We start from the raw sequence: 23,805 nt of genomic DNA, 5'->3' as shown, positions 1-23,805 counted from the left end.
CCATGGTTTCCGTAGTCCGGGGCGCCCCAGCCGCGTGCCTCCGGCAAGCCGCACCAGACGCGCACCAGATCAGGCAGCCAGGACCGGTCAACAGCGGTCGCATCCCAGCACAAGAACGACCGTCCAGAGACCATTGATGCAGATCAGCGGGCCAACTCGGCAGATTCGCACGGTGATTTCAAGCTCAGAGCGCGGGATCGATTCCCGTCACCCGCTCCACAACGAAGGTCCAGGTCAGCGGCCCAGAGCATGCTTGTTGCCCCAACCTCCCGTCGCCGCGTAGCTGTTGCGCGACCGTACAAGACCGAGTGAGTCAAGCAGTCGGCAACTGGCAGGCAGCGACGCGGGTCTGCCTCCGTCACGGCGCCGCAGACCTCCACCACCCGGCGTTCAGCGCCGCGGACGGCGGGGCTACGGGCATGCGGAAAGCAAGACGGAGGATCTTGGCCTCCTGGGGCGCCGGCATCGGACGCTTACTTCCTCGGCCCAAGCGGCACCCCTTCCAAGACGGGCGTAGAGGCCGTCGGGGCCAAGGTTCGGCGGCGCGACAGAAGCACCTCAACAGTTATGGTTGAGGTACCATAACCTTATGGCTTTGAAGAAGACGACCGTCATGGTCGACGAGGAAGACCTCGCGCTGATCAAGAAGGCGGCCGCGCGAGAGGGGCGCTCGGAGTCGGAGTACTTCCGGGAGGCGTTCCACCTCGCGGCGCTGCGCACCCGGCGCTGGGACGAGGAGTGGGACATCCCGAGCCTGGACTTCGGCGGGCCCGTCACCGCTGAGGAGATCGACCGAGCGGTCTCGGACGGCGTGGCGGACACCGAGTGATCGTCATCGGTGACACCTCAGGCCTGGTGTCCGCCCTGAACACCTCGGATCCTGAGAACGGAGCCGCTCGGACCGCCATGCGCCAGGCAGCACTGATCGTGGTATCGCCGTTGGTCATCCTGGAGATCGAACACATCACCACGCGCAACGTCGACCGCAAAGCCGCGTACGCGGTGAACGACTGGCTGCTCGGTCAAGAGCGAACCGGACGCGTTGCCATTCCCGAATTGCCGGCCAGCACACTGCGCAAGGCCCGAAAGGTCCAGAACCACTACGCGGCCCTGCAGCTCGATCTGACCGACGCGATGAACGTCGTCCTGGCCGAGGCATACGACACCGAGACCATCCTCACCCTCGACCGCCGGGACTTCAGAGCCGTCACCCCACTCACCGGCAACCATGCTTTTCGGCTCCTGCCTGACGATCTCTAGCGCCACGACTGAGTCTGTGCCAGATGTGTGCCAGAACGGACAGCGAGTCGCGGTCGACTGTGGGCATCACAAGAGGGCTTCAGAGATGTGACACGTTGTCGTGGGCGCAGGTCACCTGTCCTGTGCTGGGCTCCGTGCCTCCGTGATTCCCAAGCTCAGAGCGCGGGTTCGATTCCCGTCACCCGCTCCACAACGAAGGCCCAGGTCACAGACCCGGGCCTTGTTTGTTGCACGATCTCTCGCGGCCCCCCTCATGACTCCTCCTGCTCATGGTCTCTTTCCGGAACCGCCGTCGTGGCTCCGGCCTCCGAGAGGGACGCAGTGCACTCGATCCTGCGGGATAATGGAGCCATGGCATCCACGCCCAGCATGTCCGACGTGCGTCGCAACCGGTTCGCCCGGCGGCGACCTGCCGATCTCGCTGAGCTCGAAGGCCCGTTGCACGGCAGCGTAAGCCTTCCTCTCCACCTGGCGTGGTCCGGTCTCACCGAGTTCGACCTCGACCAGCCCCGTCTGCGGATGAGTTGCTACCGGATCGTCCTTGCCGAGGGTATGCATGAAGATCTGGTTCGCTACCTCAACCGGGATCTGCTCACCAGCATGTGGCCCGTGCTGCGCACCTTGATCAGCCGCGACATTCGTGAGGTCTGGGAGAGCGCCTTCACCGAACTCAGGCCGGGCAACCAGACCGCTGCATGAATCTCACGGAACTCCATCGCCGGCTCCTGGCAGATGTCCTCGCGGTTGGCGAGGCCTATCCGCTCGCGGTCACAGGAGGTTACGCCGTCCAGGCCCACGGCTTGGTCGACCGGCTCAGCCAGGACCTCGACGTCGCCACCGAGAACCCCGACCGCATGGAGAACATCGCAGCCTCTGTACGTACCGGTCTGGAAGGCCGCGGCTGGAGCGTACGTGCCTTGGAGGCCGACCCGCTCTCGGCCCGACTGATCGTCACCGACCCCAACTCCGGCGAACAGTGCGAGGTGGACATCCTCAAAGAGGCTTTCTGGCGTCCGCCGGTGGCGACCGAATTCGGGTTGGTCCTTTCCCTCGATGACGTCGTCGGCACCAAAGTCCGCGCTCTGGCCGACCGCGGGCTGGCACGGGACCTCATCGACGTGCGGGCCGCAGCAGATCGTTGGAGCCGCACGGAACTTGAAGCCCTGGGTCAACGCCATGCTCGGGATGACTTCGACCTCTCCGAACTCCAAGCGCGGCTCGGCGGAGCGGACTGGATCGACGACAGCGAATTCGGCGCCTACGGCCTCGACGACGAGGCGATCGACGAACTGCGTCGGTGGGCACTCTCGTGGGCCCACGACATCGCCGTGCGGCTCCACGATCCGGAAGACCTCGAAGAGGACTGAGCGGCCCGCCCCCAGCCCTCTCGTTCTCCGTGCCAGATGCGTGCCAGAACCGGAAGCAAGTCACGGTCAACACCGGTTATGACCGGGCCTGTTCCCGTAGTGTGGAAGTTGCGGTGTACGCGCCCGGAAGTGAGCGCTCAGCGGGAGCGAAGCCCTCGGAGAAGCCGTCGGGTTCGAGCCGCTCGGCTCAGCGAGCGCGTCCCTCCGCGCCCTCGTCCCTGGCGGCCTCGAGATATCTGCGGTACGTCGGACGCGCCAGGTACTTGCCCTGCAGGACGTGGATCGCCTCGACCGCCTCCGGGAGGTCCGACGGATGCTGCTCGGGCAACTCGAAGAATATTGCCGCACCTCGGTTGAGCAGCAGCCAGCCGTCGGCTTCCTGCTCGGTGAATCCTGCGGCGAGCACCCTCTTGCGATCCTTGAGCTCCGCTTCAGTCCAGTCGTACGTGCTCGGATGATCGGCGGTCCGAGGGAATCGTTCCTCCTTGGGCCGGGCCGAAGCCGAAGACGCTGCCGCCCCGCCGATTGCCGCGGACGCTCCGGCGACTCCCGCAGATCTCAGCAGGGTGCGCCGAGTCCTGTCTTCCATGCCTTATACCCTCTCTCGTGTCCAAGGCCTGAGCCCTGTGGTGCCGATGCAGCACGGAACCCTACGCACAGGTAACACAGCAGTCCAGAAAACTTCTGACGTCGACTCAACTTCTGCCGCCGACACGGCCCGTTACGCAATCCACCGGATGGCCAGGACCAGCAACGCCTGTGTTCCGAGGATGAGTCGACGAGATCGCTGCGCTGTTGCGGGCGATGTGCCGCCGGTGCACTGGCGGCAGAACGCGGAGCTGAGGTGGACCAGTGCGCAGAGCTCCCGGCAGCGCGGCTGGGATTCGATTCCCAAATCGTCCGCCAGGAGCTTCGCTGCGTGCACAAGCCGCCCGTCCCCTCGACTGCCGTGCTCCGTCGACAGTTTGGAGAAGGCGGCTCAGTCCTCTACGGCCTGACCGGGGACAGGGCGATGTTCGCGGTCATCTCGCTCCGGACTTCCCCGGATGAGTCCCGGATGGCGATCTCGACGTCGAACCGGGCCTTCTGGTGGGCCATGAGATCCGCGCGTATGTCGGCATTCCGTCTGGCCAGACGTGCTTCTGCGGTGAGATCGCCCTCGGCGATGGAGCGGTACCGGATCGTCCCGCTCGCCAAGAGCCCGATGTATTCGTCGTACAGGTCGGAGAACGCGGCGATGCTGAGGGCGCCGGCTGCGGAGTCGCCCAGGGTGAAGGCCGCACCCCCATGCGGACCGCCTACATGGTTGTGGAGGTCCGCTCGGTCCGGCAGGCGAAGTACAGCGCGCTCAGCGGACAGTTCGACGTACTCGATGCCGATCGTCCGAGTGAAGGGCATGGCCTGAGACAGACGGGAGCGGATGAGATCGAAGTCGGTCGGCGGGGCGGCGGTTGCTACGTGAGTCATTGTCACTTCCTCCATCGATTCAGCAGATCTGGTGGCTGTGCAGGCGCTGCAACGTGGCTGACAAGCCGTCAGCCAGGCTCTCCCGGGCCGAGATACAGCTCAGCGCGGATCCCTCGCCGCCCAACAGACTGACAATTCTTGCGCAGAATGTCGAACTGTCAAATCGAAGGTGTCCCGTACCGCCCTCCATGCGCATCGCCTGATCATCGACGGCCTGGCACTGGAGCACTCGATGACGGGCAGTCCAGCTGTCGTCGACAGCCGCCTCAGGTGGCTCGTATCCGCACCACCGGGTGCAAGCGGTCAACGAACAGCCGCGCGAAGGCACGGCACTCGAGCAGCCCTGCCACGACGGCAGGGGGGAGATTGATGTGCCCCGAGATTGAACCGCTCCGGGTCTGATGGAGGCTCGATTCCCTGAGACGCTCGAGTCATGGCCCGTCGGTCTCTCTACCCGGCTGAGCTTCGTGATCGTGCAGTGCGCATGGTCTCGGAGATCCGCCCCCCACTGCCCCATAGAGTGGGCCGCTATGAAGGCGGTCGCCGCGAAACTGGGCATCGTTGCCGCCGAGACGGTGCGGACACGGTGCGGACCTGGGTCCGCAAGTCCCCCACTACGGGGCCCTGCGGCTCGATCTGACCGATGCGGTGAACGTCGTTCTGGCCGAGGCGTACGACACCGAGATCGTCCTGACCCTCGACCGCCGGGACTTCCGAGCCGTCACCCCCCTCACCGGCAACCACGCCTTTCGGCTTCTGCCTGACGGTCTGTAGGACCACCTGGGCGACCGTGCCGAACCGGCCGGACAGCCAGGGTCAACACCGGTCACGCGTGGCCAGTCCCGGGCCGCCGCACACAGCCTTCATCAGTGCGGATCAACCCTCGATGGCTCCAGCGGCTCAGTAATTCCCAAGCCCGGAGCGCAGGTTCGATTCCGTCACCCCTCCGCAGAAAATGATCTGGGCCAACTCCCAGTAGAAATCCGCCGATTCCTGTTGGTCGTGCCGTGCCGTTCCCGCTTCGAGGTGCCAGGTGGAGGCGCCGGTTGGACTGGCATCTGTGCCAGTGCCCAGCGGCCGGTTGTCCCGGAGCATCAGGCCGGTTTGCGACCCCATGCGGTGATCATCGGTGCGGGCATGAGGTCCAGGTCGCCGTGCGCGAGGTTCGCAAGGTGCGTCTCGATCTCCTCGGCCGTCGTCAGTTCTGCGGCCAGGAGCTGGTCGCGGACGTGCTGGACCGTGGCCGCCTCCAGGACGCTGCACGCGCGTGACGCAATGGGGAAGTAGGCCTCGGCGCCGACGTCCGTCAGGTCTGATTCACGCAGCAGCCGGGGCAGTGTGCGACCGTATGCGAGGTCTGCCCCACGCTCGGCCATCAGCGTTCGGATCCGGGTTCGCAGCCGGTTCGCCAGCGCTTCGTCCGGGCCCCGTTCGTCCGGGCAGGCAAGTGGCTGCAGGGCTGGGTCCCCGTCCTCGATCACCAGCCATCCGCCGGGCCGGAGCGCATCGATCACGGCTCGCATCGCGGTCGCGCGATCCTTCAGATGGATCAGGACCAGCCGGGCGTGGACCAGGTCGAACGTCTCCGCCGGCGGCGGGTCGCGGATCACGTCGTGCCGGCGTACCTCGAGGGCGCCGCCGGCCGCAGGCTCGGCCCACGACACGTCGATGTCCGTTGCCAGTACCCGGCCGCCGGCCCCCACGCGCTCCACCAGCCCGCGCGGCACCGAGACGCCGCCGGCGCCGACCTCCCAGCACCGCCATCCTTCACCGAGCCCCAGGTCGTCGAGGTGACGAAAGGTCCACGGATCGAACATCTCGGCGAGCGCCGCGAACCGCTCGCCTGCCTCCGGGCAACGATTGTCGAGCAGGTAGCGGTTCATCGCACCAGTATGGCCCGGTGAACGTAGGGCAGATACCGAGACGTTGACCACCGTCACGCTTGGGAGGCGTTCAGGTCGCAGTCACAACTCCCCCGGTCTCCGTGCCGTTTCACAGGTCCGGTGGTGCCGGGCGCATCTCGCGCCCGCCCTGGGGCACTTCATCCGCCCGCGGCGTCATCGGTCTCCCAGCGCAGCAGGTCGCCCGGCTGGCACTCGAGCACCTGGCAGAGCGCGGCGAGCGTCGCGAAGCGAACCGCCTTGGCCCGGCCGTTCTTGAGTACCGCCAGGTTGGCGGGCGTGATCCCTACGCGCTCCGCGAGCTCGCCCACGGACATCTTCCGCTTGGCCAGCATCACGTCGATGTCAACGGCGATCGGCATCAGATCACCTCATCCAACTCGGCCTGCATCTGCGCCGCTTCGACATCGCGCGCGACGGCCTGGGCAAGCAGCGTCCGCAGCACGAGCACGATGAGCGCGACCCCCAGGATGGCCACCCCGACCCCGCCCATGATGACGGTGACGCCCGGGTCGGCCCGCTGGCCCGGTGCATTGAGGACCGTGACCGTGAACCACACGAGGGCAGCCGCCATGATCGCGCCGATGATGACGTCCACGTAGCGGAAGGCGGCGTGGGAGAAGACGGTTCCGCGTCGCACCATCGTCACCAGCCGCCATACGCAGACCCCGACGACCTGGACGGTCCCGAGGCCCAGGATCGTGATCACACGCAGCGGGGTCAGAGGGAGCGATCCGTCCTCCGGGTCGCTGCCGCTGACCAACACCCACACCATCAATGCCTGTACGAACACGGTGCCGGCGAGCACCACTACGAGCACGGCGCGCAGCGCACGCACTGCCAGCTTTCCCATGACCCACCCCTCACCATTGCATCGCTCAACGATAGGAATCTATCGAAAGACGATAGCAATGGCAAGGGTTGGAGCATCGGTTTCGCATCGTGGAGAAACGCCCCCGCCTCCCCGCGGCATCGCGTTCGCGCGCGAACCGCCCCGCGCCCGAGGCGTACGCGTCAAGACGGTGAAGCGCGGCGAACGAGGAACAACAGGGGACACAGCCCCTGGCCGCACCTGTACGTGCGGGCCGCTGGTCCCCGCGGCGACATCCGCCAGGGCTGCGCGGCGCTCGGGGATGGTCCTTCCGGCTGCCTCGTCCGGATGGAAAGCCGAGTTGGTTGCCCCTCTATGTGCCAGTAGGAGAGGCTGTGCCGCACAACGAAGTGTCCGAGGGGTGGTCAAATGACTGAAATGAGTCGTGCGTCGCTGGGGTCTGTGCTGACGGCGATCGTCACCCCCTTCGACAGCGGCCTCAAGGTGGACGAGCAGGCTTTCGTGTCACTGCTGCGCCATGTGCTCGCGAACGGGTCCGACGGTGTGGTGGTGGCCGCGACAACAGGGGAGCCCTCCACTCTCACCAACACCGAACATCTCCGGCTGATCGAACTCGCCTGTACCGAACGGCCGGCCGGTACGAGCGTGATCGCCTCCACCGGTTCGAACAACACGGCTCAGGCCTGCAAAATGACCGAACGCGCCGTCGAGTTGGGCGCTGACGCGGTGCTGTCGGTGGCGCCGTACTACAACCGGCCGAACCGCCGTGGCTTGGTGCGACACTACACGGAGATCGCCAAGGCCGCCGGGAAACCCGTCGTGCTGTACAACGTCCCGACGCGCGCCGGTATCGACATGCCGAACGATCTGCTGGCCGAGCTGGCCCAGATCGAGCACATCGACTACGTCAAGCAGGCCAACAACGCCAACCTCGCCCCAGTGGACGGGCTCGGCCTGTATGCGGGCAACGACGACGCCTTCGCCCGCGTCCTCGACCTGGACGGCTGCGGGGGAATCCTCGTCGCCAGCCACGTCGCCGGACACCTGATGCGGCGCATGGTCGACGAACCCGACCGGCGTGCGGAGATCGACGCCGTGCTGCAGCCGCTTTACCAGGCGCTCGGCGTGACGACCAATCCGATTCCGGTCAAGGCGGCTCTCAACCTGCTGGGACACCGGGTGGGCGGCCTGCGCCTGCCGCTGGTCGAAGCCGACCAGCAGGAAACAGAAGTCGTCCGCACCGCACTTGTCGCGTGCGGCCTGCTCGCTTGACCTGCCGAGCGGAACGAGTCGGTCAGGACGAGTCACGCCGGTGATCAGTTGACGTTGGACCGAATCTCAATCCCCACACTTGTCCTCTGGGGCGAAAACGACGAGTGGCTCGTGCCGGCCACCGGCGACGAACTCACCGCAGCGCTACCCGGTGCCCAGCAAGTCAGGATCGCCCAGGCAGGACACTTCATCACCGAGGACAACCCGCACGACGCCGCGCACGCTCTCCTGGAGTTCCTCGGATCCACACCGCGCTGACCGCACTCCACTCCAGCACGTGCACAAGCCGCCTTCGCGGTCGTTTCACGGGGAACGACGCGGCACAGCCGTCGTATTCACGGCACTGCTACCGCACCAGACGCGTCCGAAGAAGGGCGGGTGAACCACCATGTGTGCTGACAGTAGGTCAGCGTTCAGAAACGACGTAAGCGCTCCCCTGGACGGCGCGGGTGCAGCCTTTCTGCGGTCTCCTGCCAGCAGGTCACCGACATCTGGGCCGGTAGGAGGGATCTCCCTCTTTCCGGCGGTCGGCGAAGAGCCGGCTGGCCTCGTTCACTTCAAGTGAGAGGGATCGTGCATCGGTTCTGACGGCAGTCGACGATCTTGAGGTCGCTGGATGTCCGCGGGGAATGACGGCGCTCCAACCTGTGCGGCGGCCCGCGTAGCGCGCAGGACGACGACCCGTGATGCCCGGGCGAGCGGCCAGGGTGCGGCCGTCGACCGGTTGCTGAAATTGGACACCCTCGTTCTTGTCTCCGCAGACACCCCTTGGACCACCCCCCAGGAGGAACCAGTGTCATACCCGCAACCGCTCACCCCCGAGGAGAAGCTCGCCGATGCGAAGAAGCGGCTGAGCCTCCCGCGTATCGTCGTGGTCTGCGGCTCCACCCGCTTCATGACCGAGATGACAGAGGCCGACCTGCGGGAGACCACAGCTGGAAAGATTGTCGTCAAACCGGGCTGTGACATGAAGTCGCCGCACGAGCTTTGGTCCGATCCTGTCGAGGCCGAGGCGCTGAAGGTTCGCCTCGACGATCTTCACCGGGCGAAGATCCGGCTCGCTGATGAGGTGCTCGTAGTCGGCGACTACATCGGAGACAGCACCCGAGCCGAAATCACCTACGCCCGGTCGCTGGGCAAGCCCGTGCGGTTCACGCACCCCGAAATCGACCCTGACGCCTGACCGCCGCTTACAGCTCGACCTTCGACATCTGCGGCATGACCAGGATCTTTCACCCAGAAAACATCACGAGGCTGTCCTGGCAAGCCCTCAACTGCTTTCAGAACTCGTGAACAGAGCCGGCCGGCGGACTTGGCACCGATCCGCAGGGGTATGGATTACCGCCTCTCCATGCCAGGACAACCCCCACAACTCCCCTCATATGCCTGCCATATGAGGCGGGCGGAATTCGCTGGAGGCGCCGCCCACGCCGTGCTGCAATGCGCTCCATGACTCTCGGAAAACTCGTACTGCTGCGCGCGCTGGCACCGTCCGACGCGGAGTCGCTGTGGCGGTGGAACAACGACCCCGACGTGGTGCGCTGGATGGACGCCTACTACGACCAGAACCTGGACGGGGTGCGCAAGCGCCTCGAGGAGCGCGGACCGAACTCGTACGGAGACACGCTGTACGGAATCGAAGTACGTGAAGACGGGACGCTGATCGGGTTGGTGCGGCTGCGGGACGCCAAGCCGGAGACGGGCCGCGCCGAGCTGGACATCTACGTGGGCGAGAAGGACCGCTGGGGCTGCGGGTACGCCACCGATGCGCTGCGCACCATGTGCCGGTACGGGTTCGACAGCATGCGACTGCACAAGATCTCCCTGACGGTGGTCACGGAGAACCATGCGGCGCACCACGTCTACCGGAAGGTCGGCTTCGTGGAAGAGGGCCGTCTGCGTCAGGGGTTCCATCGTGACGGGCGGTGGTACGACCAGTACACGATGGGCATGCTGAAGGGCGAGCTGCGCTAGGTTCTTCGTTTGGATCTTCGTGGATCAGCGCGGCGTCAGATGCATGGGGCCTCCCCCGCGAAAGCGAGGGGACGCATCGCAGGCGGAGGAGCGTCCTCGTACTGGGGTCCCCCATGCCGAAGGCCAGGGGAGTGCTCGGAAGACTCCGACAACGCTGGGGGCACCGCCCGGCGAAGCCAGGGGGAGAGGTGCCGTAGCTGTCGTCGCGGGCCCGCGGAGATCCGGACGACAGGGCCCAGCCATCGGGCTGTGCCGTACACGCCAGGAACGGGCGGGCAACCACGGGGAATCGGGGCGGACAGCGGGCCCGGAACCGAACACGGCCAACAGGGAAGGGCATTGCGCACGCAGGTCATGTCTACGATGCCCCACCTCGGTCCTTGAGGCTGTCGGAACCATCGAAGCCTGCGCGTACCAGGGCGACAGCGTCCAGGTGGGCTTCACGGACGACGTAGCGGGTGATTCCCCAGCGGCGTTCATGGTCAGCCATGGCCGCCCGGATCTCATCCGGTGTGCCGATCCACGCGTAGGGCGAGGCCAGCACCTCGGCGGCGTCACACCCAAGCCGTCGGGCGAGGTCACGCGCGGCATGCTCAGCGTCATCGGTAATTTTCACCACCTGGACGAGAGCCTCACGTGCCGGGGCGCCGGCCCGCCCCGAGGCTCCCTGCTCGATCAGCTCCACCTGCCCATCGATGTCCGCGGCACTCCAACGCACCTCGTGCGTATGGCCGTCCGGCAAGGTGCGTCCCAGCCCGCTCAGACCCACGATGTCCGCGTGCGCTCCGGCCCAGTCCAACAGGACGCTGTTGCCGCCGCCGAACGTGAAAGGCACCCGGGACTGTACTGGCCGGGGGAAGGTCAACCGGGCCTGGCGGGCCCGTACTTCCGGTCCTTCGAGAGTCACCGTCTCCCCCGCCAGGAGTGCGCAGCAGGCTTCAGCCACCTTCTGGAAACGCCGGACGCGCCCGGCGACGTCAGGCCGCTCCGTCCCCGTCATCTCCCACTCGGCCGGGGTGTGTCCGGCGCCCAGCGCCACACGTGCGCGTCCGTCGGAGACCAGATCCAGAGTGGCCACGTCCGAGGCGAGCAGCAGGGGTTCGCGAACGCCGGCCTGAGAGACATAGGATCCGAGCCCGATGCGCTCGGTGACGGCTGCAGCGGCGGCCAACGCGACGAACGGAGACGCCGCGGTGCCCGGGTGGTCAGCCGTCAACAGCGCGTCGTAACCGTCGGTTTCCAGACGCCGGGCCAACAAGATCCAGGAAGCGGCGTCGCCCGGGTCGGCCTGCACGGAGAAGACTGGTGGCTGCATGCCCGCAGGCTACGGGCAGTGAGCGACTCTGTGAGGCCCACCGCCGAAGCAGGCTCATCAACGACCGCCGACTCACCAAGTGAAGCGACCTCCATTGCCTTTCGGAGAGTCACTGACCGGACGTTCGTGTCCCGCGCCCAGCCGGCGGCGGGCCCTCAGACAGGTGCGGTCGGCTGCACCGGGGGCTTGCGGGGACGGGCGGCGTCGGGAGTGGCGAAGAGGCCTTCGATCAGATCCAGGGATTCGTCGCGGGGCCCGTCCGCTTTCAAACGCAGGTGGGGCTCGGCCTGTTGGAGAGCGAAGTCCTGGGAGAGCCGAGCCCGCCCCCCGCCCGTGACGTTCAGAAGCACGGAGGAATCGCGCGGCACCTTACCTTCGTTGACCGCGGTGAAGAGGGAGGCCGCAGCAACTGCGGCAGCCGGTTCGAGGTCGATCTGCTCCAGATCCCAGAAGACCTTCGTCGCTGCCATCGCCGAGGCCCGCTCGACGGTGAGCACCTCTCCGGCGCTTTCGGTCAGAGAATCGCGTACGCCGGAATGCACCTCGTAGGGAGGGCACCGGTTCGTCAGTTCGTCGGCGAAGGCATGGCTGCCGTCGTGGGGCGTCAAGGCGCCGGTCCGGCCTTGCCATGCGGTGTGGATGGGGGCGAAGCCGGCATTCTGCGAGAGGAACAGCCGGGGCAGCGCGGTCCTCCGGGAGGCCGTCCCCTCCCGCAGGCGCTTGGCGGCCTCGTGCGAGGCGATCGCCCCCGCGGCGCTGCCCACTGCCTGGAAGTAGTGCTCGGGCAGCTCGCCCGTCTCCTCCACCGCCCGGTACATGACGGTGGCGAGACCGTCGCGACGCCCGACGTTTCGAACGCCGCCCTCCAAGGTGAAGCCCGGCCGGTTCGCAACCGCTTCGGCCAGGGCGATGGCGTCGGCGTAGTCGGCGCCCTCCAGCACGACGAGGCGTACGTCCGGACGAAGTGCTTCCCGCAGCCTCAGCCGCCCGAGCCCCCTGTCCGGGATGATCAGGAGGCAGGGTCGGGCGTACCGGGAGCAGACGGCGGCGAAGGCCGCGGCGGTGTTTCCGGCGGAGGCGACGACGAGGACGGGGGATTCCTGCGGCATTCGGCCGAGGACCGCATAGGCCTCAAGCTCCTTGAATGTGCAGGTCTCCAGGAAGCACCCTTTCTCCGGCCAGTAGCCGTTGAAGGCGAGCCACAGTCGAGGCAGGCCGAGAAAGCGGGAGATGCGCTCGCTGCGCAGCACGGTCGTACCTCCGGCCCCGGCGAAGGTGCGGGTGACCGGCAGCCATGACCGGTAGCGGAAAACCCCGTCGACGTCCGTGAGCGGCTTGAACTCCCTTTCCTCGTAGGAGGTCTGCAGCAGTGCCGGCGAATGGTTGCGGGCACAGGAGAGCATCAGCCCGTCGTCCGCCCGTCTCTGTCCGCACAACGGGCAGAGCAGGGAGTAGTGGCGCTTCTCCGGATTCTTCACGTCGCACCAGTTCATGTGACTGACTGCCTCAAGAACTCAGTGACGTGACCGGCCTGTCGGCACGCGTTGCCGAACAGGGGTCTGAGCGGATGAGGTTGCAGTGGTCCGTACTTGAGGGCAGGAGGGGGCTCGCGGCGAGTTGGGATGCGGGATCAGCGAGCGCCGAGGGCCCCGGATTCACGCGACGCCAAAGGATGCGCATTCACGCAGTTTTACTGCGGTCTCATCCTCGGTGTCCAATTTTGCCCCTTGTCGGCATGACCGGCCCGTGCACGTGTACGGGCATTCGCTCCGCCGGCCGGAGCGCGCATGGTCCCGGAGGTTCCTGCACGCACGGGGAGCCGGAACCTGCGCTTCGAGCGCCCCGGTTCACGCTCTGCCGACGGCCGTTGCACCGGGACATGCTGGAGGGAACCTGAGCCGGAATCACATTCGGTCACCATTCGGCTGGTCCGGCTCCGGGAGGGGAGGTGCGATCAGCGATGCCGGACCGGGTCGTCACCGCGGTGAACGGGCTGCAGCCCTCATCGGGGATCGAGCGGCAGGGCCCTGTGAAGCGACGGATCGGAATCGTGGGGGGTGTCGGCCCGTACGCGTCGCTGCATTTCTGCAGCGAGGTGCTCCGCCTCAGCGGCGCGACCACGGATGACGCGTACCCGGCCACCGTGCTCGTGGCCGAGCAGCTGCCGAGCCGCATCGCACACCTGCTCGGAGGGGGAGCCAGTCCGCTTCCCCTGCTGCTGCGCACGGTGGAGCAACTGGAGCAGGCAGGGGTCGATGTGATCGCCATCCCGTCCGCCACGACGCACGCGTACCGGCCCCAGCTCACGCAAGCTGTCAGCGTGCCCATCTGCGACCTCCTGGCTGAGACCGCGGCCGCACTCGAACGGAACCGCTACCGGCGGCCGCTGTTCCTGGCGACCGAAGCGACGGTGGGCCTGGGCCTGTTCGAACCGCATCTGGCCCTCGGCACGGTGGCCCGCTACCCCGGTCCGCAACACCAGGACGACATCGGCGACTTCATCGCGCGGGTGAAACGGGGTGAACCGATTCCCGAACTGCGCAACGAGTTCGCTCAGTGGATCGAGCAACTGAAGATCGGCCACGAGGGTGACCCGGACCCGGACTGCGCGGTGCTGGCCTGCACGGAGCTGTCGATGCTTGCCCCGGCGGCGGCCGGCCGCACCCACCTCATCGATGTCACCGAGGTGTTGGCGTCTGCGGTTCTCGCCCCTTGAGGTCCGCGCCGCGGACGTCGGCGGGCGAGAAGTCGTTCCGAACTTCCTGGGCGAGCTGTTGCATCCGGCTGAACCTCGGGCCCTTGAGCAGAACCACGTCGCCGGGCTCCAGGAGTGCTTTCAGCACCGCCCGGGCCTGGCGCACTCCGGGGACGAGGACGCTGTCCACCCCGTGGGAACGCGCCGCTTCATCCAGCCATCGTGCTCCTTCTTCCAGCCAGGGAGCGTCCTCCCCTCCGACGACGACCAGTCCGCTGATGCGGAGTTCGGCGATCAGCCGGCCGATTTCGAAGTGCGCCTCTTTGGTGGCGTCGCCGAGCTTGTGCATCGTGCCGAGCACCGCAACGGTGTCGCGGCCGTTCGCGAGCGCGGTCAGAGCTGTGAGGGAGGCTCGCACCGATTCGGGCGTCGTGTTGTGGGTGTCGTCGATGACGGTGACACCGTCCGGCCGTTCGCAGACCTCCATGCGGCGTGGTGACACAGTCTTCAACTCCCCGAGCGCCGCGGCGATCCGGTCGACCGGCAGGCCGACGTGGCGTGCGACGGCGGCGGCGGTGAGCGCATTGGCGACGAAGTGCTGACCGACCAGCTGAAGGTCGACGGGTGCCGCCCCTTCAGGGGTGCGGAGGGTGAAGTGCGCATGACCTGACGTGTCCAGACGCACGTGCTCGGCCCGGACCTCCGCCTCCGGCGTACAGCCGACGAGGACCACGGGAGCCCTGGTCCGGGCGGCCATGCCGCGCACCAGGGGGTCGTCGGCGTTGAGGACGGCGAGCCCGTCGGCGGGCAGCGAGGCGACCAGCTCGCCTTTGGCCCGGGCGATGGCGCTCAGGCTGCCGAAGTTGCCGATGTGGGCAGCTCCGACGTTGAGGACCGCGCCCACCACGGGCCGCGCGATGTCCGCGAGGTACCGGATGTCGCCGGGGCCGTGATGACCCAACTCCAGCACCAGGTAACGGGAGGAGGCGTCGGCCGCGGCGATGGCCAGCGGCAGCCCGGTCCGGTCGTTGAAGTTGTGCGGAGTTGCCGCTGTCGGTCCCGCGTGTCCGAGCAGGTGAGCCGTCATGTCCTTTGTGCTGGTCTTGCCCGATGAGCCCGTCAAACCGATCACCGTGGTCCTGGTGAGACGGGCGAGCGCATGGACCGCCAGGGCCTTGAGAGCCGCGTGCACATCCGGCACGACGATGGCAGGCTCCTCGGCCGGCTTCCCGGTGAGCACCGCCACCGCGCCCGACTTGACGGCCAGGGCGGCGAGCGGGTGGGTGTCCTCCCGCGAACCGTCAGGGCGTTCCACGACGACCGGAACGAACAGCCCCCCGCCGCTCGCTTCCGGTTCCGGGGTGGGAGGCGCCGTGATCAGGGCATGGGGGTCCGGTACGTTGTGGAGTCTGCCGCCCACAACGGTCGCCATGTCCTGCAGGCTCATACGGATCATCGCTGTTCTCCCGTCGGGATCACGGCCGGGTTGCTCGGCTGCGGCAGCCGCTCGGGAGAATAGAGACCGCCCGCCCGGCCGTCCGCAGGACACACCGGGCCCCAGGGATCGAGACACCACGGAGTGTTGATGGATCGAGCGGACACGATCGTCGTGGGTGCGGGTGTCGCGGGTCTGACCGCGGCGCGGCTGCTTTCCCGGAGCGGTCAGCGGGTCGTCCTGCTCGAGGCTCGCGACCGCATCGGCGGGCGGGTGCGGAGCGACCGGGAGGGCGGGGTCGTCACCGATCTCGGCGCGTCCTGGATCCATGGGGTCACCGACAGCCCGGTCGCCGCAGCGGCAGCCGCATTCGGGCTGCGGACCGCGGAGTTCACGGTCGGCGGGTACCAGCCGTACAGCAGGCCCATCGCGTACTACAGCCCCTCGGGCGTTCGTCTCACCGACGACGAAGTGGAGCGCTTCGTGGCCGACATCGGCGCGGTGGACGCCGAGCTGGCCCGCGTCGTGTCCGCCCTCGCGCCCGGGCGCTCGTACGGCGAGGCGGTCGAATCGGCCCTGGCCGCCCAGGGTTGGGGGACGGAACGCGCCGAGCGTGTCCGGGAGTACCTGCGCCATCGGACCGAGGAGCAGTACGGAGTCCGGATCGACGAGCTCGACGCGCACGGGCTCGACGACGATTCGATCGACGGCGACGAGGTCGTCTTCCCCGACGGCTACGACGCCCTCGCGACGCACCTTGCGACCGGGCTCGACGTGCGGCTCGAACACGTCGTCACCTCGGTGCGCTGGTCGGCGGAAGGCGCCGAAGTCACCACCGGTCGCGGCGTGTTCACGGCGCGGCGTGTCGTTGTCACCGTCCCGGTCGGGGTCCTGAAGTCCGCGGAGTTCACCATCGAACCCCCGCTGCCCGAACCGGTGGCCGGTGCGTTGGCACGCCTGGAGATGAACGCCTTCGAGAAGGTCTTCCTCAGCTTCCGCTCGAAGTTCTGGGACGACGAGGTGTACGCCATCCGTCAGCAGGGGCCGAGCGGGGTCTGGTGGCATTCCTGGTACGACCTGACGGCCGTCCACGGCGTGCCGACGCTGCTCACGTTCGCCGCCGGTCCGGCCGCGCAGGAGACGCGAGGATGGAAACAGCAGGAGATCGTCGGCTCGGTCCTCCGCGAACTGCGCCGGCTCTACGGCGACCGCGTCGAGGACCCCACCCGTGTGCACGTGACCTCGTGGCAGGACGACCCCTGCTCGCGAGGCTCGTACGCGTACATGACCGTGGGATCGGCGCCCGAGGACCACGACCTTCTCGCCACACCCGTGGGCGGCGTGCTGCACCTCGCGGGCGAGGCGACGTGGACCGACGATCCGGCGACGGTCAACGCGGCGCTCCGCTCCGGCCACCGCGCCGCGTGCGACGTCCTCGGTCGTCCCGTTCCGATCGAGGACGCCTGGGACGCCGGCTGAGGGCGCTCCGCCCGGTCCGACCGATGCGGTGGACGTCGTTCTGTCCGAGGCGTACGGCACCGGGATCACTCTGACCCTGGACCGCTTGGGACGTCCGGGCCGTCACCCCGCTCACCGGCAACCACGCGTTCCGGTTTCTGCCCGGCGACTCGTGGAAGGCCTGGGCGACCTTCCGGATGCTTGCCGGCACGCCCGGGACAGGCACCCGTCGGCCGCCACCGGTCCGAAGCCGGTCAGGATCGGGTGAGGGCCGTCTCGAGGAGGTCGGCGAGGAGAGCGGCGCAGGAGCCGTCGGGGTCGAGATCGGGGTCGTAGATGGTGAGGTTCAGGCCGGCGCAGCGATCCGATGTCACCAAGGTCCGCAGCAGCGGGGCGAGTTCGCCGGGCAGGAGGCCGTCGGGGTCGGGGCTGTCGACGGCGGGCATGACGGACGGGTCCAGCACGTCCGCGTCCAGATGCACCCAGAACCCCTCGGTCACGGGCACTTCGAGAGTCTGCAGAACCGCGCGCGACAGTTCCTCGGCGCCCCACTCCCGGATCTCCCCCACCGTCGCGTTCGTGATCTTCAATTCGGCGAGTTCGCCCCGCTCTTCGTCGTAGTCCCGGATGCCGAAGACCCGTACGTCCTCGTCCCTGACGTACGGCTGCAGCCCTTCGAGGTCCGTCAGGTCCGCCTGGCCGCGGCCGGTCGCGATGGCCAGCTCTTCACCGCCGGCGGCACCGATGCGGCCGGAGTTCCCGGGGTGGCGGAAGTCCGCGGATCCGTCGATGGCGGCGAGTCCGTACCGCCCGATGCGGCGGAGGGCGAGTGAGGCGCCGAGCTGGATGGAGCAGTCACCGCCCAGGACGACCGGGAAGTCCCCTGCCCGGACGTGGTGTTCGATGCGGTCGGCGAGCTTCCGTGTGTACGCGGCGATCGCCTCGGCGTTGAACACGCCGTCGCCCTCCCTCCAGCCACCGCGGTCGTAGCGGGGCGGAACGACGACTCCGCCCTCGTACGCCCCGAGCCGCTGCAGCAGCCGCTGCTCGCGCAGCGCGCCCGCCAGCTTGTAGCAGCCGGGCACGGCGCCTTCGACGGGCGGCCGGAGGCCGAGGTTGGACGGAGCGTCAATGACGACGATGCGGCGCATCCGGCCATTCTGACCGCCTGCGGCGGCACGGGCCACGGCATTTCACCGCCCGTGGAATCAGCAAGCCGGCCTGGCGGCCGGGTGAGCCCCGTGGGATGCAGCGGGCCCTGTGCGTCGAGGCGGACCGCGCCTCGGACCGGCACCCGCGGCCGTACGTTTTCGTCGCCGGAGCGGCGCGGCCGCGGGCACGGGTCCTACCTCATGCGCGGCGCCGGGCGTCCCTCATGCTCGGGGCCGGGCGTCGGCTCCGCACGGTCCGACGTCCGGTGCTCCGGCGAGGCCGGGGTCGCGGAGGGGAGACCGTGTCCGGGCGGACGGGCGGACGGGCGGCGGGAGAGCAGGAATCCGGTCAACGCGGTGGCGAGTGCGGCCAGCCCTGCCGCCGCGAAGCCGCCCGCCGGCACGGAGACGTCGATCGCCACCCCGACCATGGGGGCTCCGAGCGCGAAACCCGCGCTCTGCGCGGAGGACTGCAGACCTGTGGCCTCACCCCGCACTCCGGCCGGCGCCAGTCGGCTGACCGCGTCGGCCACCGCGGAAAGGGCCGGCGCGGTGAGAAGCCCGCTGCCGACGACGGCCACGCACAACCAGGGCCAGTCACGGGCAAGTCCGGCGGGAACCGTCACGAGTCCCAGCAGGCCGAGCAGCAGCCACGTGGGCAGCTGCCGGGGCAGTGCGCCGTAGATCAGCCCACCGGCGACGGAGGCCATGCCGAACACGGCTACGACCACGGCGGCCCAGGAGACCTGACCCGCTTCTTCGAGTGCGGCGACGATGGCGAGGTCGACGCCGCTGAGCAGCGTCGTGGTGCCGAACGCCATCGTCAGCACGGCAATCATGCCGACGCCGAGCCATTCGCGGCGCGGGGGCCGGCGGGCCACGGCGGCAGCCGCCTCGTGCTCGGCACGCAGCGGGGGGTCGAGCAGGGCGATCCCGATTCCGCCGGCCACGATCGCGGCGCCGACGCCCCACGCCACCACACCGGGGGACATCTTCGCGGCACACAGGATCACCACCGCCGGGCCGATCATGTACGACAGCTCGCCCTGCACCGACTCCAGCGCGAACGCGGCCCGGCGCTGTCCCGCCGTGGTCATCGCCGCGATGGCCTGCCTGGTCACGGGCTGGGCCGGCACCATCAGCAGACCCGCCGCAAAGGCGGCGCCCAGCAGGGCCCCGTACGGCAGGACCGGCACGCTCATCCAGAACACGAGCTGCAGGACGACGGTCACCAGCAGCACGGGACGCAGTCCCCGCCCGTCGATCATGCGGCCGAGCAACGGCCCGCCCAGTGCCAGTCCGGCGGTCAGAGCCGCAGCCACACCACCGGCTGCGGTGTAGCTCATCTCCAGGCCCAGAACGACGTACATCGTCAGGGCCATCACGTCCGCCGTGATCGCGGTACGGGCGAGCAGCGAGATACCCAGCAGCGATGCCATCCCCGGCACGCCGAGCACCTGTCGGTATCCGGTCACCTTCGTGACGCTAGGTCATCCGTCCAGGCATAGGAAGTGGTTAATTTGCTGGGGCAGGCATAATGAATATTAATGGCCAGGGATCTTGAAACCGCGTTGCTGCGGTCATTCGTCACCGTCGTGCGGGCCGGGAGCATCAGCCGCGCCGCGACCGCGCTCGGACATACCCAGCCCGCGCTCAGCCAGCAGGTGCGCAAGCTCGAGCGCGCTGTCGGCCGTCCGCTGCTTCACCGGTCGCCGTCCGGCGTCTCGCTGACCCGGGCGGGTGCAGAGCTCCTGCCCTACGCGGAACGCATCCTCTCGCTCTCCGCGCAGGCACTCACCGAAACCGGCCGTGCGCTCACCGGCCGCTGCGGCGTCGGGCTGCTCGAGGATCTCGCCGCGTCCCAGCTTCCGCAGGCCCTCGCCGACCTCGCCCGGCTGCACCCGGGGGCGACGCTGGAGGTGCTCAGCTGTTCCAGGGCCGCGATGCGGGAGGCCTGGGACACCGGCCGCGTCCACCTCGTGCTCGACGAAGTGCCGGACGTTCCCGGTCCGCCGCGCTGGACGGTGCGCCGCCCGCTGGACTGGGCCGTCGGCCAGGGTGTGGACGTGAGGGCCGATCCGCTGCCAGTGGTGCTGTTCTCGAACGCGTGCTCGTGGCGCACGTCGGTGCTGGCGGCGCTGGAAGGTGCCGACCGGCGCTGGCGCGTGGCGTTCGAGAGCAACAGCCTGGTCGCTGTGCTCGCCGCGGTACGGGCCGGGCTCGGCGTCGCAGCGCTCATGCCCACGAACCTCGAACCGGCCATGGTCTGCCACGACGCGGACGCCCTGCCCGCCCTGCCGGACGTCGAACTCGGTCTCGCACGGCACCCGCGAACCGAGGGGGATCCGCTGATCGATGCCGTGGAGACCGCGCTGCGGCGCATGATCTGAGCGGCCGTCACAAACGGATACGGACTCGTCCGCGGTGGCGCTGCGGTGCGGTCGTACGCGATGTGCGCAGGTCCTGCGGGGGTCGTCGCAGGGTGGGGCGGTGGATAGGGTTGCCGGGTGCCGATTCCGCGCGAGGTGTCCACGGAAGCAGATCAGCAGCAAGCAGATGAGCAGCTTCGCTTCGCGCTGCTCGGCCCGCCCCAGGCGTTCCGCGGCGACGTGGCCCAGGAGCTCGGGCCGGTTCGTGAACAGGCTCTCCTGGTCGCGTTGCTGCTTCGGCCGGGCAGGACGGTCAGCCCGCAGCAACTCCTCGACGGAGTGTGGGGCACGGAGCCCCCCGGTACGGGCACCAGAGTGATTCCGGTCTACGTCCACCGATTACGGCGACGACTGGACGCTCACGGAGGGAACCCGGCGCATTCCGTGATCGACACCGTTCGCGGCGGTTACCGCTTCGCTCCGGGCACCGCGCGCGTGGACGTCGCACGCTGGGCGGAGCTCATCGCCGAAGGGCGTGCGGCGAGGGATTCCGGGGATCTGGACGCCGCGGTGGACGCCTGGTCCCGCGCATCGGGGCTGTTCCACGGCGAGCCCCTGGCCGGCATCCCCGGACCCTTCGCGGAAGGAGAGCGGCTGCGCCTGGAGGAGCAGCGGCTCTTGTCGGTACAGGACAAGGCGGAGTGCCAACTCCGTTCCGGACGGCACACCGAGGCCGTGGGAGAGCTGTTCTCCCTCATGACGGCCCACCCCTGCAACGAGGCGCTGGCCACGTTGCTCATGCGCGCCCTCTACGCCGCCGGCCGGCAGGCCGACGCCCTGGACGTCTACGCCGGGGTGCGCCACCGCCTGGTGGACGAGCAAGGAGTGGAGCCCGGCGCCGGACTCCGGCGCGTACACGCGGCAGTCCTCCGGGGCGAGGACGCTTCCCTGCTCGACGAGAACGCGGTACGGCAAGGACGGCCGGCCGGACGCGGGACTCGTCGGCCGGCCGCGCCCCCGGCACAGGACCACACCCGACGGCGCCGTCGAGGACGGGACGAACTGCCCGTCGAAACAGCCGACTTCACGGGCCGGGACCGGCAGCATCAGATTCTCGTCGCGCCCGCCGACACCCGTGAGGTCACGGTCCGGGCGGTGGACGGCATGGCCGGAGTCGGGAAAACCGCCCTGGTGGTACGCGCGGCGCGGGCCCTGCGCAACCGGTACCCCGACGGCTGCCTCTTCGTCGAACTGCACGCGCACCGCGAGGACCGCGAGCCGGCGGTGCAGCAACGCGTGCTGCGCCGGCTGCTGCGGGCGGTGGGTGCCGACGAGGGGGAGGGCTCCGAGGACCTGGACGAGCTGGCCGCGTCGTGGCGGGCGGCGACCGCTTCCCTCCGGCTGCTTCTCGTACTCGACGACGCCTCCCGCGCCGAGCAGGTGCGCCCCCTGCTGCCAGCCGGCCGCGGCACCCTGGTCATGGTGACGAGCCGCCGGCGCCTGACAGGGCTGGACGTGGACCGCAGGGTCTCGCTGTCCCCTCTCGGCATCGACGAGGCGACGGGGCTCCTGACCCGTATCGTCCGCGGCGCGGAAAGCGGCGACGGGAGCGGCCCCGCAGGCGGGCCCGGCAACGAGGACGGGACCGATCGCGAGGGCGGGGCCGGACACGAGGACGGAACCGGTAGCGAGGACGGGTCCGGTCGCGAGGACGGGTCCGGTCGCGAGCGGGCGGCCGTACGCGAACTGGCCACGTTGTGCGGCCGGCTTCCGCTGGCGTTGCGCATCGTCGGGGCACGGATACAGGACCTCCCGTCGTGGGCGGTGGAGGCACTGGCGGCGCGGTTGGCCGACGACGAACGGCGGCTCGACGAACTGGCGGTGGAGGACCGCAGCGTCGAAGCCGCGTTCCGGATCTCCTACGGTCAGCTTCCGGTCGGCGAGCAGCGTGCGTTCCGTGCCCTGGGCCTGTCGCCCACCATACGGCTGGACCGGCTGACTCTGGCCGCCCTTCTCGGCTGGACGCCCCCCGACGCCGAGCGCGCCCTGGAGAGCCTGGCCGACGCGAGCCTGGTGCAGCGGGTGACGGCCGACCGCTATCGCATGCACGACTTGGTGGCGGTCTACGCCCGGCGCGTGGCCGCCGCGTCGCCCGAAGAGGCCGCGACAGCCCGGGAGGGCGTCTTCCGGCTGTATGTGGCCGCCGCCCGCTGCGCCGGCGACTGGGGCACCTCGTCCTGCCCGACCGGCCCGCAGGGCACAGGCCCCTTCGCGGACTGGGAGGAGGCAACGGTCTGGCTGAACGACGCGGGCGGTGAACTGGTCGACGTGATCGGTCAGGCGGTGGCCGTGGGGCGGCTGGACGAGGCCTGCTGGATCGCCGAGGGCCTGGTCGACTACCTCACCAGACAGGGCCGGTTCCACGAGTGCCGGACCTCGCTGGAGATGCTGCTGCCGATGCTCGGCCGGGCCACCGACCGGCGGATGGACTCCGCGCTGCGTACGGGCCTGGGCATCCTGTACGGGGTGCAGGGCCGTTACCGGCAGGCCGCCTCCTGGTTCACGGAAGCGCTGGACATCAGCCGCAGGGCCGATGACCCCCATGAGCAGGCCAGAGCCGCAGCCGGTCTCGGAACGTTCGCCAATCTGGAGGGGCGGATCGCCGAGTCCATGACCCATTTCGCAGAAGTCCTGCGGCTCGCGGGCGGGTTGACACACGACCACTGGCTCACGGGTTCGATCATGACTCGCGCCGGCGACGTGCACCACCAGCTCGGAGAGCACGACAAGGCACACGACCGCTACCTGAAGGCGATCGCCCTGGCCGAGAAGGCGGACAGCCCCAGGCTGCTGGGCAAGACCCTCCTCCGCCTCGGCGGTCTCCAACTCGACCTCGCTCGGCCCGCCGAGGCCGTCGGCACCCTCGGGAAGGCCGAGGACCTGGCCAGGCGCCTCGGCGACGTTCCCCTGTATTCCGCCGCGCTCGACAGGCTGTCCACGGCCGAGGCGGCCATGGGCAACGCGGGGGCGGCTGCCGAACTCCGCCTCCGGTCACGCACGGTCCTGGACGAGGAGACCGGCACCGCCCGGGAGATCCGGACACGTCACCGGCTGACCTGGCACGACGCCGTGGCCGAAGACCTGTCCGCGTCCCGTGACTTCTTCGAACGGGGCACCGCCCTCCCCGGCACCGACGCCACCCGCGCGAGAATCTCCCGCGCGCTGGACGACCTCGGCGGTGGAGGGGCGGGACGCGGGCCGGACGCCGACGACGACAAGGACGAGGACGAGTCATAGCGTCCCGGGCCG

22 protein-coding genes and 3 pseudogenes are annotated in these 23,805 nt (G+C 68.9%); 14 read left to right on the top strand and 11 right to left on the bottom strand.

The features are described 5' to 3' along the window. Nucleotides 1-589 precede the first annotated feature (589 nt). The 4 genes from H180DRAFT_RS16005 (at nucleotide 590) to H180DRAFT_RS15990 (ending at nucleotide 2,627) form a co-directional block, all read left to right on the top strand. Complete coding sequence (locus H180DRAFT_RS16005; RefSeq protein WP_055486758.1) at nucleotides 590-829, top strand: ribbon-helix-helix protein, CopG family; 240 nt, start codon at nucleotides 590-592, stop codon at nucleotides 827-829. Further along, nucleotides 826-1,260, top strand: a complete 435-nt coding sequence (locus H180DRAFT_RS16000) for a PIN domain-containing protein (protein ID WP_055486757.1) — start codon at nucleotides 826-828, stop codon at nucleotides 1,258-1,260. The genes H180DRAFT_RS16005 and H180DRAFT_RS16000 overlap by 4 nt, the downstream gene beginning before the upstream one ends. Nucleotides 1,261-1,611: 351 nt before the next feature. Then, nucleotides 1,612-1,959, top strand: a complete 348-nt coding sequence (locus H180DRAFT_RS15995) for a hypothetical protein (protein ID WP_055486880.1) — start codon at nucleotides 1,612-1,614, stop codon at nucleotides 1,957-1,959. After that, nucleotides 1,956-2,627, top strand: a complete 672-nt coding sequence (locus tag H180DRAFT_RS15990; RefSeq protein ID WP_055486756.1) for a nucleotidyl transferase AbiEii/AbiGii toxin family protein — start codon at nucleotides 1,956-1,958, stop codon at nucleotides 2,625-2,627. The genes H180DRAFT_RS15995 and H180DRAFT_RS15990 overlap by 4 nt, the downstream gene beginning before the upstream one ends. 187 nt (nucleotides 2,628-2,814) lie before the next feature. On the opposite strand, the gene H180DRAFT_RS15985 is transcribed toward H180DRAFT_RS15990, so the two are convergent. Continuing rightward, entirely contained in the window at nucleotides 2,815-3,033 is a 219-nt protein-coding gene (locus tag H180DRAFT_RS15985) for a hypothetical protein (protein WP_055486755.1), read from the bottom strand. Nucleotides 3,034-3,614: 581 nt separating this feature from the next. Beyond that, nucleotides 3,615-4,094 (bottom strand): DUF4442 domain-containing protein, encoded by a 480-nt coding sequence (locus H180DRAFT_RS15980; RefSeq protein WP_055486754.1) that lies wholly within the window; start codon nucleotides 4,092-4,094, stop codon nucleotides 3,615-3,617. 433 nt (nucleotides 4,095-4,527) lie between these two features. On the opposite strand from H180DRAFT_RS15980, the pseudogene H180DRAFT_RS30440 reads away from it, so the two are divergent. Together H180DRAFT_RS30440 and H180DRAFT_RS15970 are read left to right on the top strand one after the other, a co-directional pair. Beyond that, nucleotides 4,528-4,678, top strand: a pseudogene (locus H180DRAFT_RS30440) (IS3 family transposase); the annotation flags it as partial. Nucleotides 4,679-4,709: 31 nt separating this feature from the next. Then, a pseudogene (locus H180DRAFT_RS15970) lies at nucleotides 4,710-4,868 on the top strand (VapC toxin family PIN domain ribonuclease); the annotation flags it as partial. Between the two features lie 126 nt (nucleotides 4,869-4,994). On the opposite strand, the gene H180DRAFT_RS29515 reads toward H180DRAFT_RS15970, so the two are convergent. From H180DRAFT_RS29515 to H180DRAFT_RS15955, 4 genes are all read right to left on the bottom strand, one after another. Beyond that, nucleotides 4,995-5,210 carry a hypothetical protein gene (locus H180DRAFT_RS29515; protein WP_139151397.1) on the bottom strand — a complete coding sequence of 72 codons (216 nt, stop codon included), beginning with the start codon at nucleotides 5,208-5,210 and terminating at the stop codon, nucleotides 4,995-4,997. Continuing rightward, on the bottom strand, nucleotides 5,189-5,977 hold the full coding sequence (locus H180DRAFT_RS15965; protein WP_055486752.1) for a class I SAM-dependent methyltransferase: 789 nt from the start codon (nucleotides 5,975-5,977) through the stop codon (nucleotides 5,189-5,191). Before H180DRAFT_RS15965 ends, H180DRAFT_RS29515 begins: the two co-directional genes overlap by 22 nt. 158 nt (nucleotides 5,978-6,135) lie before the next feature. Beyond that, complete coding sequence (locus H180DRAFT_RS15960; RefSeq protein WP_055486751.1) at nucleotides 6,136-6,357, bottom strand: helix-turn-helix domain-containing protein; 222 nt, start codon at nucleotides 6,355-6,357, stop codon at nucleotides 6,136-6,138. Further along, nucleotides 6,357-6,848: a DUF2975 domain-containing protein gene (locus H180DRAFT_RS15955; protein WP_055486750.1), complete on the bottom strand. Its 492-nt coding sequence runs from the start codon at nucleotides 6,846-6,848 to the stop codon at nucleotides 6,357-6,359. The genes H180DRAFT_RS15960 and H180DRAFT_RS15955 overlap by 1 nt, the downstream gene beginning before the upstream one ends. A 387-nt stretch (nucleotides 6,849-7,235) precedes the next feature. Between H180DRAFT_RS15955 and dapA the strand changes: the two genes are divergently transcribed. The 4 genes from dapA to H180DRAFT_RS15935 all read left to right on the top strand — a co-directional run bounded on the left by dapA (nucleotide 7,236) and on the right by H180DRAFT_RS15935 (nucleotide 10,073). Beyond that, nucleotides 7,236-8,099 carry a 4-hydroxy-tetrahydrodipicolinate synthase gene (dapA, locus tag H180DRAFT_RS15950; RefSeq protein ID WP_199822493.1) on the top strand — a complete coding sequence of 288 codons (864 nt, stop codon included), beginning with the start codon at nucleotides 7,236-7,238 and terminating at the stop codon, nucleotides 8,097-8,099. A gap of 54 nt (nucleotides 8,100-8,153) precedes the next feature. After that, a complete protein-coding gene (locus H180DRAFT_RS15945; RefSeq protein ID WP_055486748.1) occupies nucleotides 8,154-8,357 on the top strand; it encodes an alpha/beta fold hydrolase in 204 nt (67 codons plus the stop codon). A gap of 535 nt (nucleotides 8,358-8,892) precedes the next feature. Next, entirely contained in the window at nucleotides 8,893-9,282 is a 390-nt protein-coding gene (locus tag H180DRAFT_RS15940; protein ID WP_055486747.1) for a hypothetical protein, read from the top strand. Between the two features lie 266 nt (nucleotides 9,283-9,548). Next, nucleotides 9,549-10,073, top strand: coding sequence for a GNAT family N-acetyltransferase (locus tag H180DRAFT_RS15935; protein WP_055486879.1), 525 nt, complete (start codon nucleotides 9,549-9,551; stop codon nucleotides 10,071-10,073). Between the two features lie 358 nt (nucleotides 10,074-10,431). Here the strand turns inward: H180DRAFT_RS15935 and H180DRAFT_RS15930 are convergent, their stop codons facing one another. Together H180DRAFT_RS15930 and H180DRAFT_RS15925 are read right to left on the bottom strand one after the other, a co-directional pair. Beyond that, nucleotides 10,432-11,367, bottom strand: coding sequence for an LLM class flavin-dependent oxidoreductase (locus H180DRAFT_RS15930; protein WP_254666043.1), 936 nt, complete (start codon nucleotides 11,365-11,367; stop codon nucleotides 10,432-10,434). A gap of 176 nt (nucleotides 11,368-11,543) precedes the next feature. Further along, a complete protein-coding gene (locus H180DRAFT_RS15925; RefSeq protein ID WP_055486745.1) occupies nucleotides 11,544-12,881 on the bottom strand; it encodes a cysteate synthase in 1,338 nt (445 codons plus the stop codon). 455 nt (nucleotides 12,882-13,336) lie between these two features. Between H180DRAFT_RS15925 and H180DRAFT_RS15920 the strand changes: the two genes are divergently transcribed. Further along, nucleotides 13,337-14,104 carry an aspartate/glutamate racemase family protein gene (locus H180DRAFT_RS15920; protein WP_199822492.1) on the top strand — a complete coding sequence of 256 codons (768 nt, stop codon included), beginning with the start codon at nucleotides 13,337-13,339 and terminating at the stop codon, nucleotides 14,102-14,104. On the opposite strand, the gene murF is transcribed toward H180DRAFT_RS15920, so the two are convergent. After that, entirely contained in the window at nucleotides 14,067-15,539 is a 1,473-nt protein-coding gene (gene murF, locus H180DRAFT_RS15915) for a UDP-N-acetylmuramoyl-tripeptide--D-alanyl-D-alanine ligase (protein ID WP_055486744.1), read from the bottom strand. The genes H180DRAFT_RS15920 and murF overlap by 38 nt on opposite strands. Before the next feature lie 150 nt (nucleotides 15,540-15,689). Between murF and H180DRAFT_RS15910 the strand changes: the two are divergent. Further along, nucleotides 15,690-16,997: pseudogene (locus tag H180DRAFT_RS15910) on the top strand (flavin monoamine oxidase family protein); the annotation flags it as partial. Nucleotides 16,998-17,230: 233 nt separating this feature from the next. On the opposite strand, the gene H180DRAFT_RS15905 reads toward H180DRAFT_RS15910, so the two are convergent. Next, nucleotides 17,231-18,127 (bottom strand): arginase family protein, encoded by an 897-nt coding sequence (locus H180DRAFT_RS15905; protein ID WP_055486877.1) that lies wholly within the window; start codon nucleotides 18,125-18,127, stop codon nucleotides 17,231-17,233. Nucleotides 18,128-18,321: 194 nt separating this feature from the next. Beyond that, on the bottom strand, nucleotides 18,322-19,602 hold the full coding sequence (locus tag H180DRAFT_RS15900) for an MFS transporter (protein ID WP_199822491.1): 1,281 nt from the start codon (nucleotides 19,600-19,602) through the stop codon (nucleotides 18,322-18,324). Between the two features lie 72 nt (nucleotides 19,603-19,674). On the opposite strand from H180DRAFT_RS15900, the gene H180DRAFT_RS15895 reads away from it, so the two are divergent. Beyond that, nucleotides 19,675-20,517 carry a LysR family transcriptional regulator gene (locus H180DRAFT_RS15895; protein WP_055486742.1) on the top strand — a complete coding sequence of 281 codons (843 nt, stop codon included), beginning with the start codon at nucleotides 19,675-19,677 and terminating at the stop codon, nucleotides 20,515-20,517. A 117-nt stretch (nucleotides 20,518-20,634) separates the two neighbouring features. After that, entirely contained in the window at nucleotides 20,635-23,793 is a 3,159-nt protein-coding gene (locus tag H180DRAFT_RS15890; protein WP_074466832.1) for an AfsR/SARP family transcriptional regulator, read from the top strand. Nucleotides 23,794-23,805 lie beyond the last annotated feature (12 nt).

The organism is Streptomyces sp. WMMB 322 (genome assembly GCF_900090145.1).
Taxonomy (GTDB): domain Bacteria; phylum Actinomycetota; class Actinomycetes; order Streptomycetales; family Streptomycetaceae; genus Streptomyces.
The sequence above is the reverse complement of the archived record's forward strand: the minus strand, read 5'-3'. Positions and strand labels throughout refer to the sequence as shown.

Excerpts from the sequence above, each read along its gene's own strand:
- H180DRAFT_RS16005 (WP_055486758.1), top strand. The coding sequence starts at position 590 with ATGGCTTTGAAGAAGACGACCGTCATGGTCGACGAGGAAGACCTCGCG.
- H180DRAFT_RS15995 (WP_055486880.1), top strand. The coding sequence starts at position 1,612 with ATGGCATCCACGCCCAGCATGTCCGACGTGCGTCGCAACCGGTTCGCC.
- H180DRAFT_RS15990 (WP_055486756.1), top strand. The coding sequence starts at position 1,956 with ATGAATCTCACGGAACTCCATCGCCGGCTCCTGGCAGATGTCCTCGCG.
- H180DRAFT_RS15980 (WP_055486754.1), bottom strand. The coding sequence starts at position 4,094 with ATGACTCACGTAGCAACCGCCGCCCCGCCGACCGACTTCGATCTCATC.
- H180DRAFT_RS29515 (WP_139151397.1), bottom strand. The coding sequence starts at position 5,210 with ATGGGGTCGCAAACCGGCCTGATGCTCCGGGACAACCGGCCGCTGGGC.
- H180DRAFT_RS15965 (WP_055486752.1), bottom strand. The coding sequence starts at position 5,977 with ATGAACCGCTACCTGCTCGACAATCGTTGCCCGGAGGCAGGCGAGCGG.
- H180DRAFT_RS15960 (WP_055486751.1), bottom strand. The coding sequence starts at position 6,357 with ATGCCGATCGCCGTTGACATCGACGTGATGCTGGCCAAGCGGAAGATG.
- H180DRAFT_RS15955 (WP_055486750.1), bottom strand. The coding sequence starts at position 6,848 with ATGGGAAAGCTGGCAGTGCGTGCGCTGCGCGCCGTGCTCGTAGTGGTG.
- dapA (WP_199822493.1), top strand. The coding sequence starts at position 7,236 with ATGACTGAAATGAGTCGTGCGTCGCTGGGGTCTGTGCTGACGGCGATC.
- H180DRAFT_RS15935 (WP_055486879.1), top strand. The coding sequence starts at position 9,549 with ATGACTCTCGGAAAACTCGTACTGCTGCGCGCGCTGGCACCGTCCGAC.
- H180DRAFT_RS15925 (WP_055486745.1), bottom strand. The coding sequence starts at position 12,881 with ATGAACTGGTGCGACGTGAAGAATCCGGAGAAGCGCCACTACTCCCTG.
- murF (WP_055486744.1), bottom strand. The coding sequence starts at position 15,539 with ATGATCCGTATGAGCCTGCAGGACATGGCGACCGTTGTGGGCGGCAGA.
- H180DRAFT_RS15905 (WP_055486877.1), bottom strand. The coding sequence starts at position 18,127 with ATGCGCCGCATCGTCGTCATTGACGCTCCGTCCAACCTCGGCCTCCGG.
- H180DRAFT_RS15895 (WP_055486742.1), top strand. The coding sequence starts at position 19,675 with ATGGCCAGGGATCTTGAAACCGCGTTGCTGCGGTCATTCGTCACCGTC.